Raw genomic sequence first — 10,547 nt, 5'->3', positions numbered from 1 at the left:
ATTCCTTTCTGTTATCTTAGTGGCTTGAACAATCACTATTATAACAAAAGTATGATGCTCTTTTCTTAAGAACTTAATCTCACCCGCATAGCGGGCGGTTTTTAGTTTCGGGCATTATCACGCCCTCAACATGTTAAAACAATAATAAAGACAGTTTTAAATTAAAATTTTAAAACTGTCCTTGCTTAAAATCAGAAACACTAAGCTTGTCTTTAATTTAATATTTTTTTCTTTTATATCTTGTTACAAATAACATTGCAAGTAGTACTAATACTAATCCTGCTCCGTAAATTATAGCATCACTACCAATGGAAGTAGTCGCAGTTTGTCCTGGCATTCCTTTATGTCCGCCCATATTATTGCCTTGCATGTTTTGAAATTTGCTAATCATGCTTTCATCTACGCCCAATTCCTCTAACTGTGCTTTTTCTTCATCCGTTAGTTCATCCGCACTTTTTCCTTTTAAAATTGACATAACTTGTTGCATATTTTCCATGTTAGGCATACCATTATTATCACCTTGGTTTTGATTATTGCCATTTATATTAGGCATTCCGTTCCCATTACCTTGGTTTTGATTATCGTCATTCATATTAGGCATGCTATTTCCGTTCACTTCTCCATCTTTAGCATCTTGGTTTTGATTATCACCTTTCATGCCACCGCCCATTGATTGTTCACCTAATGCTTTTAAATTTAATGTTGTACTTACATTTCCATATTCTGTAGATGATTGCTCTCCACTTAATTGAGATAATACACTTTTAGTTCTATCTTCACCAAAAGTAAGCAACTCAGGAATAGAATTTTTATATTCTTCATAAGTAAAGAACGCAGTAGCATCAGTTTTTACATAATCACCAATTAGTTTATCTAGATTTGTAACTGAATTTGCAAATTTACCATTATTAAAATACTCATTAGCAATCTTTTCTAAATATTCATGGTAAAGTTCTTTATATTCATCAACTTCTAAAAGTTTTCCTATTAATGGCGCATCTTCTAAATTGCCTGTAACTGGCGAATCAATAGGGAAATTTACTGCTTTCGTACCATCACTTACAGAAAATCCTGCAAAAGACATATTTAAATCCCATGGAAGGATTTCACATACTCCATCTTTTTCGTAAAGATAATAATTGTGATACATTCCACCTGAATAACTATCTAAATTAACTAAAAATGTATTTACAGCAAAATATTTTAATACTTCTTCAACATTTAAATAATCTTCAAGGTTAGTTCTATCATTAAGATTCTTCATCATATCAATTACTTTTTCAAACTCTGCATCTGTAGTGCTTTTAAATATAGCACTATCTCTAAGTGTAGAATAACTATCTACATTATCGTCTGTATACTTTAAATCTGCACCGTTACTATTTCCGCCCATTCCACCAGGCATTCCTCCTGGCATTCCTTGTTTATTATTATCCTTGTCCCCATTTTCATTTGTATTATTTTGCTCATTATTTTCAGGTGTTTGTCCATTTGGCATATTACCATCTACTTGTCCACCATTAGGCATTTCCCCGCTAGCATTATCTGGCATATTACCGCCAGCAGGCATTTGTGGCATACCTTCTGGATTTTCTCCACCAACCATATTTTCGTCATTTTGCACTTGTCCTTTATCAGGAACATTGCCACCTTTTTCATCACCATTCATCTGTGGCATATCTTGTTTTTCTCCACCTTTATTTGCTCCTACGCCCATAGTTTCTGGCTTATAAAGATTCCCTGCTAATTCTCCATAATTTTTCTCAATATATCTTTCATCTATAACTTCAACACCTAAATATAAGCCCCAGTCTTCACCATTAATTTTTATATTGCTATAAGAATATTCTGGTGTTGAAATTCCTAAAAATTTATATATATCATAAGATAGATATTCTTTCATATAAGTTGCATCTGATATATTATTGTTTAATGCAAGTTTTTCTATGCCATGATAAGTTTGTCCATCAACATACTGATCAAAATCAATTTTCAAACTATACCTATCTGTAGTACTATCGTTCGCTACAGAGCTTAAACTTGAATTACCCTTAGGTCTAACCCCTACATTTGTGAAAGTTTCTCCATTTATAGTTATATCTGCACTACGATATTCTTCATCTGTGGCATTTTCTAAAAGCCATTGCCAATCACTTTCATCTATTTTAATATCTATTTCTGTTATACTGTTTTGATCTAAAACATCAGTAATAGTGGAATTTGAAGTTACCTTACTACTATTTGGATTTACAAATACTATTGAAACTACAATGAACATTACTGCTAGTATCATAGTTATTATAGATACATATCCACTATTTTTTTCATTTATCACCATATATCACCACCTTGTTATAAATATATGAATACAAAATCAAGTTTTAATTTTTTAAGTTAATATTCTCTTTTGAAATTAAAATTTTGATGTATAAATTAAATTTAAAGCTTGTATACCTATATAGGGATTCCAAACTGAAATTTAACCTCTTCACTTATTTAACATGTTTTTTAATGGCAATTATAACTTTAAGTTAGTTATGATTTTTAGTTGTGACTTAGAAACTCTTATGAAGTTTTTTAACATTTTTAGGACCGAAACCCAAGGACGGGTTTCGCGACTGCCTAGACAGGACGTCGATTCAGCCATTTAGTCCTAAAAATTTAAAAAAAGATTATTAGAGTTTCTCGAAATAACTAACTGAATAACGGTTTAAAGTTATATTTACCATTTTTATTAATAATAAGTTCCTCATGTAATTTTAAATACCAACTTGTAGTTCTATAACATTCAACTTTTCTAAGCCATATAATCTCCGTTATAACTTACTAAAACAACATTTGAAACTCCATGAATATTGGATACTTCATTAACAAAAGCTGTCGTAGCATTTTTAAGCTTAATTTCAACAGTCATTTCAATTCCATTTGATGGTGAAATTGTTTTAGATTTAACTGCATATTTACTAACACTCTTTGATACTAATTGAAGTACACTTTTTTCACTATTATCATTTTCACAGTTAACTACTAATATATATGGATTATTAACTGTATTTTTGTTAGAAAATAAAACCATAACGATTCCTATGAAAATTGCTCCTATTACTGCTAATGAAATAAGTCCTGCTCCTAATACTATACCTTCACTTATTGACCAAAATAAAAAAGCAATATCCATTGGCTCTTTAACTGCACTTCTAAAACGAACAATAGAAAGAGCACCAACCATACCAAGAGAAAGAACTACATTAGATGTAACTGCTAATATAATTAATGTTGTTACTAAATTAAGTGCTACTAGTGACATTCCAAAGTTTGCTGAATACATAACCCCTTTGAATGTTTTTTTATAAACTTGCATTATGAAAAGTCCTATTACAAATGCAAGAACCATTGCAATTAGCATGTCTAAAATTGATACTGCGCTCATTTTTTCAATGAAGCTTGATTTAAAAATGTCTCCAAAATTGATAGTTTGTTCTCCCATCATATTTCCTCCTTATATCTTATAAAAATTTTTAATAAATAATTTAACCATATATTCTAGATGCAGCATACTTTGAAATAGCAGTTGCTCTACGGTCATTAGTTTGTATGATATGTTGTATTATTTCTGGTAAAAATTCATCATACTTAACTTCAAGCACTACAAAAGTATTATCTATAGAACTTATAGTAGGTACATTTGCATCAAAGATACTTTTACTATGAATTCCAGTTCTTATATCTTTATCAAAGGTTATTCTTACATTACCTGTTGGGTATATATAAGCTTCTCTTGTGTAATCCACTATAGTTTTAGGTTTTAGCAAATCACCTTTCATCTTCGCATATAATTCCACAAATAATGGTATATTACTATGCTTTAAAAACTCAATATCGCCTTCAATTATTTTCTCACACTGCTCTTTTGTTATTTTTGCGCTATCTTTTCCACATAACCCATTTATTTTAGACTTTTTTTCTAGCTTAATAAATGAATAATCATCATTGTAAAATCTTATACGAAATTTTTCTCTACGATTTATTCCATTAATCTTTTCCATTAAAGCCTTGTCATTTAAGTTATCAAAATAAAGACTTCTAATTTTATATTCATTGTTTTGGTTAGCATTTTTGTCTAACCTCATAATCTGGGTTAACCTATTCTTGATAGCCATATAATCTGACATGTTTATATAATGCTTAAGCTCATGTCTAAACTTCTTTTCAGCCATAAATTCAACACCTCCAATCTCTTAACAATACCTATTCTATATAGTGAACCTTAATATTTCCTTAACAGTTACAATAAAAAATAAAGCACTCTACTGGTAATTTTTCCATTAGAATGCTTTATCTTTAAATTCTTTATTTTATTATCTTAGGCACAATTAATACGAATTCAGTTCCCTTTTTATATGTAGATGTTAACTTAATTTTTATTCCTAAAGTGTTTGATATAGACTTTAATAAACTAAGCCCAATTCCACTTCCATTTATATTTTTCCCTCTTACATCTGCACTTCTAAAAAATCTATCATATATACGTTCTTGTTCCTCTTCCTTAATTCCTATACCATTATCTTTAACCGTTATTTTTATAGCCTTGTTTATCTCCTCAAATGTTAGGACTATACTTCCACCTTTTTCAGTATACTTGAAGGCATTTTCAAGAAGTATTATAATCATTCTTTTTACCTTGCTATAATCCCATCGTACTTTTATATGCTCAATAGGTTTATTTATATAAAACTTCTTACCTTGAAATTCAGCTAAATCCATATAAAACTCACTTATATCACTAATTAAACTATTAAGCTTAAACTCTGTAACATTAATATTTACATCAATATCTTCTTTAGATAGTAATAATAAATCGCTGGTTAACTTCTCAAGACTTTTAATTTCACTCATAATTTTAGAAATATGCTCAAAATCTTTATCCATACTTTGAACCCATGAATTTGCTATAATTTCTAACCTTCCCTTAATTACAGCTAAAGGAGTACGCATTTCATGTGAAGCATCTTGTACGAAAAACACTTGTTTATCATAAGCTTCCTTTACAGGCTTTATTATTTTTGATGAAAGTATATATGATAAAACTAATGCTACTATAATTAAAAGCATTAAACTAAGTATAATGGAAGTTTTCAATTGTGACATTGATTGTATTTCTGAATCTACATTAACGAGTAATTGTGTTGTAAATTCACGATTTTTAAAAGTAATTCCTCGAAATTCATATCCATTATGATTTATCTTTTGCACATCATTATCTACATTGTCTTTAAAATTTGGTAATACACTTGCATCAAAATAAGGATTAGGGTTGATATAGTATATTTCTTCCCCTACATATACAATGGTTATTACTTTAGGTAACATTGGTGGTGGAAATTTATTTTCTTTTTGGTTAAATAAGAAGTTTCCTTCATGAATTTTGCTATTTAAATATTTATCTACAGCATTTTTTTGTTCATACAACTGATCATCTATATTAGTAAATACTCTTGATTTATATAAAGTTGTAGTTATTATTGCAAAAATGAATAAACAACCAAATACTATAACTGTACTTATAAGTGTTACTTTTCTTTTAGTACTACGAAAAATATCTTTTCTTTTCATTCTACTCTCCAATACTTTCGTCAATTAAATATCCCATTCCCCTTTTAGTTATAATATATTTATCATATCCAAAACCACTTAGTTTTTTACGTAATCTACTCATATAAACTTCAATAATTTCTGTTGATGCATCACTATCATATCCACATATATTATCAAAAATTTGTTCTTTAAAAAGCACCACTCCCTTATTGATAACTAAATACTCTAAAAGGTTATATAGCTTTTCATTAAGTTCTATTTCTTTACCTTCTATATATACTTTTTTAGTTTTCATATTGATTTCCATATTTTTTAGTTCAAGTATGTTAGAATTTTTTATCTTTCCCATACTTTTTAAAATAGCATTAATTCTAGCCTTTAATTCTTCCATATAAAAAGGTTTTGTAAGATAATCGTTTGCACCTAAATCAAAAGCTTTAAGTTTATCTCCTAACTCTTCTTTTGCTGTTAATACAATAACTCCTACATTTAAACTCTTTTTAGAAATGTAATTTAATACACCCATACCATCTACTTCTGGTAGCATTAAGTCTAATATGACCACATCATAACAATAAGCATTTAAATACTCTATAGCATCAGAGCCATTATATACAGACTCTATCTCCACATCATTTTTAAAATATTCTAATATGTTTTCAACTATCTTTATATTATCCTCAACAAGTAATACTTTTATCATATTCTCCCCTCAACTCCTAAAAAATTTTATAATATAATAATTATAGTACTGCTTCCTTTAAACTACCTTAACAAATATTTTTTTTATCTTTAAAAACTTTATTTTTAGTTTATCCAAAACAAAATTAAAAAGCACTCCTTTAAAATTATTTTTAAAGGAATGCTTTTTTAACACAATATTATTTTAATATTTTTTATATCTAATTACTCTCATAGCGTTTAATATAGCTAGTACAGCCACGCCTACATCTGCAAATACAGCATCCCACATTGTTGCCATTCTTAAACTTCCTAGTATTAAAACTATTATTTTAACACCTAATGCAAATACTATATTTTCTACAACTATTTTTCTTGTTTTTTTAGATATATTTATCGCTGTAGCTATTTTAGATGGTTCATCTGTCATTATAACAACATCTGCTGCCTCTATTGCTGCATCAGAACCAAGTCCACCCATTGCTATTCCAATGTCTGCTCTTGCTAAAACTGGAGCATCATTTATTCCATCACCAACAAATGCAACTTTTTTATTTTTAGATTTAGCTTTATCTACTTCCTCTAACTTTTCAACTTTATCTTGAGGTAATAGTTCATAATAAACTTTATCTAAACCTAAAGTTTTTCCAACTTTTAATGCAACTTTTTCATTATCTCCAGTAAGCATTACTGTATTTTTTACTCCATTTGATTTCAGCTTTACTATTGCCTGTTTTGCATCATCTTTTACTGTATCTTCTATAATTATGCTACCTATAAATTCTTTATCTATTGCAACATAAATTACTGTTCCTACTGTATCAACCTTACTAAATTCTATATTATTGCTTTCCATTATTTTAATGTTTCCAGCAACTATCTTCTTGCCTTCAACATAAGCAATAATACCCTGTCCAGCAATCTCCTCATGTTTTTCTATCTTAGAATTATCTATATCCTTTTTATAAGCATTAACCACTGATTTTGCTATTGGATGATTAGAAAAACTTTCAGCATAAGCTGCATATTCTAATACTTTTTCTTTATCGTAATTATTACTGCTGTTAACAGTGGTTACATTAAATACTCCTTTAGTAAGAGTTCCTGTTTTATCAAAAACTACTGTTTCTATATCTTTTAATATTTCTAAATAGTTACTTCCTTTAATTAAAACTCCATTTTTAGATGCTGCACCAATTCCTCCAAAGAATCCTAATGGAATTGAAATAACAAGTGCACATGGACAAGAAATAACTAAGAATATTAATGCTCTATATCCCCAATCACTAAATGTTGCACCTTCAACAAATAATGGTGGAATAATAGCAAGTAAGGATGCTGATATAACAACTATTGGTGTATAATATTTGGCAAACTTAGTTATAAAGTTTTCTGCCTTTGCCTTACGGTTACCTGCATTTTGAACCAAATCAAGTATTTTAGCTACAGTAGATTCTCCAAAAGGTTTAGTTACTTTAACAGTTATAACACCACTTTGATTTATAAAACCACTTAAAACCTCATCCTCTTTTTCAATAGTTCTTGGCATTGACTCTCCAGTTAATGCTGAAGTATCTACCATTGTAGTTCCATCGACTACAACTCCATCTAGTGGTACTTTTTCTCCAGGTTTTACAACTATATATTCTCCTATATTAACTTCTTCTGGCGATACAACAACTATATCATTACCTTTTTTTAAGTTAGCAAAATCCGGCCTAATATCCATAAGACTTGATATTGACTTACGTGAATTATTTACTGCTATATGTTGGAACAATTCACCTACTTGATAGAATAACATAACTCCTACACCTTCAGGATATTGTCCAACTATAAAAGCTCCTATTGTTGCTATTGTCATTAAAAAGTTTTCATCAAATATTTGACCTCTAGCTATATTTTTAACCGCTCTTAAAACAATTTCTCCACCAACAATAACATAAGCTATTAAAAATATAATTAACTCTATATTATTTTCTAAATTTAATATATTACCTATAAGAAAAATAGCTCCGCCTAATATTAATTTATTAATTTCCTTTTTATGCTCTTTATATATAGAGCTTTTTTCTTTTTTTAAACCACTATTATTTTTTTCTATAGTTTCCTTATCTAAAACTTTAACCTGTGGTTCTAGTTTTTTAACTATTGATTTTATTTCCTCTGAAATTATTGGAATGTTTTCTTCCTCATCATATTGAAAAACTAAAGTCTTATTCATAAAATTTAAATTTGCTGCCTTAACACCTTTAATTTCTCTTGTTTTATTTTCTATCTTCGAAGCACAATTAGCACAATCTAAACCTTCTAAAATCAACTCTTTTTTATTATTTTTTATTTCTTTCGGTTGTATTTTATTAATAATATCATGATTATGATCATGTCCACCACAGCAATCTTCTTTATGATTATGCTCATGGTTATCTCTACTACAACAACTATTATTTTTAGTCTTTATAATTTCTATTTTCTTTGCATTTAATGCTGGCTTTAAAGGAATAGTTTTTTTATCCTCTTTAATAATTACATCCGGTTCTATTTTATTTACTATTTTTTTTATTTTTAATAAGGTATCTTCATTTGAATCTTCATCTTTTGTTTCAAAAAGGAGACTTCTAGTCATAAAATTAACTGTAACATCTTTTATATCATCTAATTCTTTTATTTTATTTTCTATTTTTGAAGCACAATTAGCGCAATGTAAATTCTCTAAAACTAATTGTTTTTTACTCAAAACACTCACCTCCAACTATGAACATATGAATAATTGTTCATATGTTAATATTATAATACTCCTTTACCCTCAAAAGTGTCAACGTTTTTTTGAAAAATTTATTTTAAATTTAAAACTACATCTTATATAAAAATATTTTAAAGTTATTGAATAAATTTAAATTGGAGTTTGTTTCACTATATTTATAGGATTCCAAATTAGTGACTAAAATTATTCTTGGTAAATTTTTATAAAAAATAAACTATATTAATATAAAATTAAGAAGTTTAGACTTAAAACAGCTTTTAATTTAAATTTTAAGCTCTGTTGATGGTGTAGTTGAAGCAGATGAAGTTTTCTTTGCTTACTCATATAAAGGAACTAAACCTGCAAATATGCCAATACCTTTCTTTAAATAGGATATTTACCATATTAAACACATTAATAGTCTTCATTCTAATTTTAAAAGATGAATGAGTAGGTCTAATGGTATTACAACAAGACAACCGATATTTATATAAATTTAGTTTTATTTACATAATTACTGGAATTATAATCCATAAGTTATGTATAATAAGAATATATGATATTAAATTGTAAGCCGTAAGTTGGAATATATAGGAGGTATAATGAGAAAAGTGAGTGAAAAACAAACAGATGAAAAAGTGCTGTCTGTAATTAGCAGTATTTGTTCTATAAGCATAATAATATTTGTATGTACGCAGATTTTAGGTGTTTGGAAAACTGAAGTAGATTTAATTGTGCCATTGTTGGGTGTGTTAATGTTAATCCAAACCATTCAGAATTGGAAGAAAAATAAAGAGGTTGCTAAAGGTAGTTTATGTGCTGCGATACTTGCTTTGGTGTTTTCAATTTTTCAATTTTTAAATTTGTAATAAAATAAAATCAAATTTGTAGAATGGATTGGATTAGCAAGAAGCCTTTTAAAAAAATACGAAACCAACTATCTATTTTAGAATCTTCATCTGATGTAACTGTTTATGCATTAGATGAAACTAGTGYATCTGTTGAATCTGTTAACTATTACTCTTGGAGCACAGTAGGACATCCCCCTATACTTGAGAAAAATGGTTCTCATAAAGGGCTACGCCTAGTTGGCTCCACATCTATTTTAAATAATATGCATACTGTTGTTGATATTTATTCTTCCCAAGATTCAATAACATCAGAATCCATAYAATCTCATATGTTGCATTTGATGAGAATTAACCCTGGTAAAAAGRTTATTATATTTCTTGATAATGCTAAAACTCATAATAGCATTGCCATGCAAAAATTTTATTTTGATAACAGAGATAGGTTAGAACCGATATTCTTACCGAAATATTCTCCTAAAATGAACCCTCAAGAACATATTTGGAGATACTATAAATCTTTGTTATACAGGCCTAGTGCTAGAGAAAATATTTATGAGCTTGTTATGGATACTAAACTTATTTTTGACGAATTAAATTCAAATAAAAATAAACTTTTTTCGTTAGCTTATGCTAAAAATTACCTAGTATAATTTTAATTCTGAACTTGGAACCCTATA

Annotated in this window: 8 protein-coding genes; 2 read left to right on the top strand and 6 right to left on the bottom strand. The window is 28.3% G+C overall.

Going from position 1 to position 10,547, the window contains the following annotated elements; all coding sequences use genetic code 11:
- Positions 1-217: 217 nt before the first annotated feature.
- From ACYUE0_RS17185 to ACYUE0_RS17160, 6 genes are all read right to left on the bottom strand, one after another.
- Positions 218-2,335, bottom strand: a complete 2,118-nt coding sequence (locus tag ACYUE0_RS17185) for a CotH kinase family protein (protein ID WP_460271810.1) — start codon at positions 2,333-2,335, stop codon at positions 218-220.
- Positions 2,336-2,797: 462 nt separating this feature from the next.
- Positions 2,798-3,487, bottom strand: coding sequence for a DUF4956 domain-containing protein (locus ACYUE0_RS17180; RefSeq protein WP_216450511.1), 690 nt, complete (start codon positions 3,485-3,487; stop codon positions 2,798-2,800).
- 43 nt (positions 3,488-3,530) lie between these two features.
- The gene (locus tag ACYUE0_RS17175) at positions 3,531-4,217 is read right to left on the bottom strand and encodes a polyphosphate polymerase domain-containing protein (protein WP_216450512.1); all 687 of its coding nucleotides are present in this window, start codon (positions 4,215-4,217) and stop codon (positions 3,531-3,533) included.
- A 133-nt stretch (positions 4,218-4,350) separates the two neighbouring features.
- The gene (locus ACYUE0_RS17170; RefSeq protein WP_460271807.1) at positions 4,351-5,613 is read right to left on the bottom strand and encodes a sensor histidine kinase; all 1,263 of its coding nucleotides are present in this window, start codon (positions 5,611-5,613) and stop codon (positions 4,351-4,353) included.
- Position 5,614: 1 nt separating this feature from the next.
- Entirely contained in the window at positions 5,615-6,298 is a 684-nt protein-coding gene (locus tag ACYUE0_RS17165) for a response regulator transcription factor (protein ID WP_460271805.1), read from the bottom strand.
- 183 nt (positions 6,299-6,481) lie between these two features.
- Positions 6,482-9,013, bottom strand: coding sequence for a heavy metal translocating P-type ATPase (locus tag ACYUE0_RS17160; RefSeq protein WP_460271803.1), 2,532 nt, complete (start codon positions 9,011-9,013; stop codon positions 6,482-6,484).
- Positions 9,014-9,621: 608 nt separating this feature from the next.
- Between ACYUE0_RS17160 and ACYUE0_RS17155 the strand changes: the two genes are divergently transcribed.
- Together ACYUE0_RS17155 and ACYUE0_RS17150 are read left to right on the top strand one after the other, a co-directional pair.
- The gene (locus ACYUE0_RS17155) at positions 9,622-9,888 is read left to right on the top strand and encodes a hypothetical protein (protein ID WP_460271801.1); all 267 of its coding nucleotides are present in this window, start codon (positions 9,622-9,624) and stop codon (positions 9,886-9,888) included.
- Positions 9,889-9,911: 23 nt separating this feature from the next.
- Positions 9,912-10,520, top strand: a complete 609-nt coding sequence (locus ACYUE0_RS17150) for a transposase (protein WP_460271799.1) — start codon at positions 9,912-9,914, stop codon at positions 10,518-10,520.
- Positions 10,521-10,547: the final 27 nt, after the last annotated feature.

The sequence above is a fragment of the Clostridium sp. CTA-19 genome, assembly GCF_054767855.1.
This window is presented reverse-complemented; position numbering and strand designations above follow the sequence as displayed.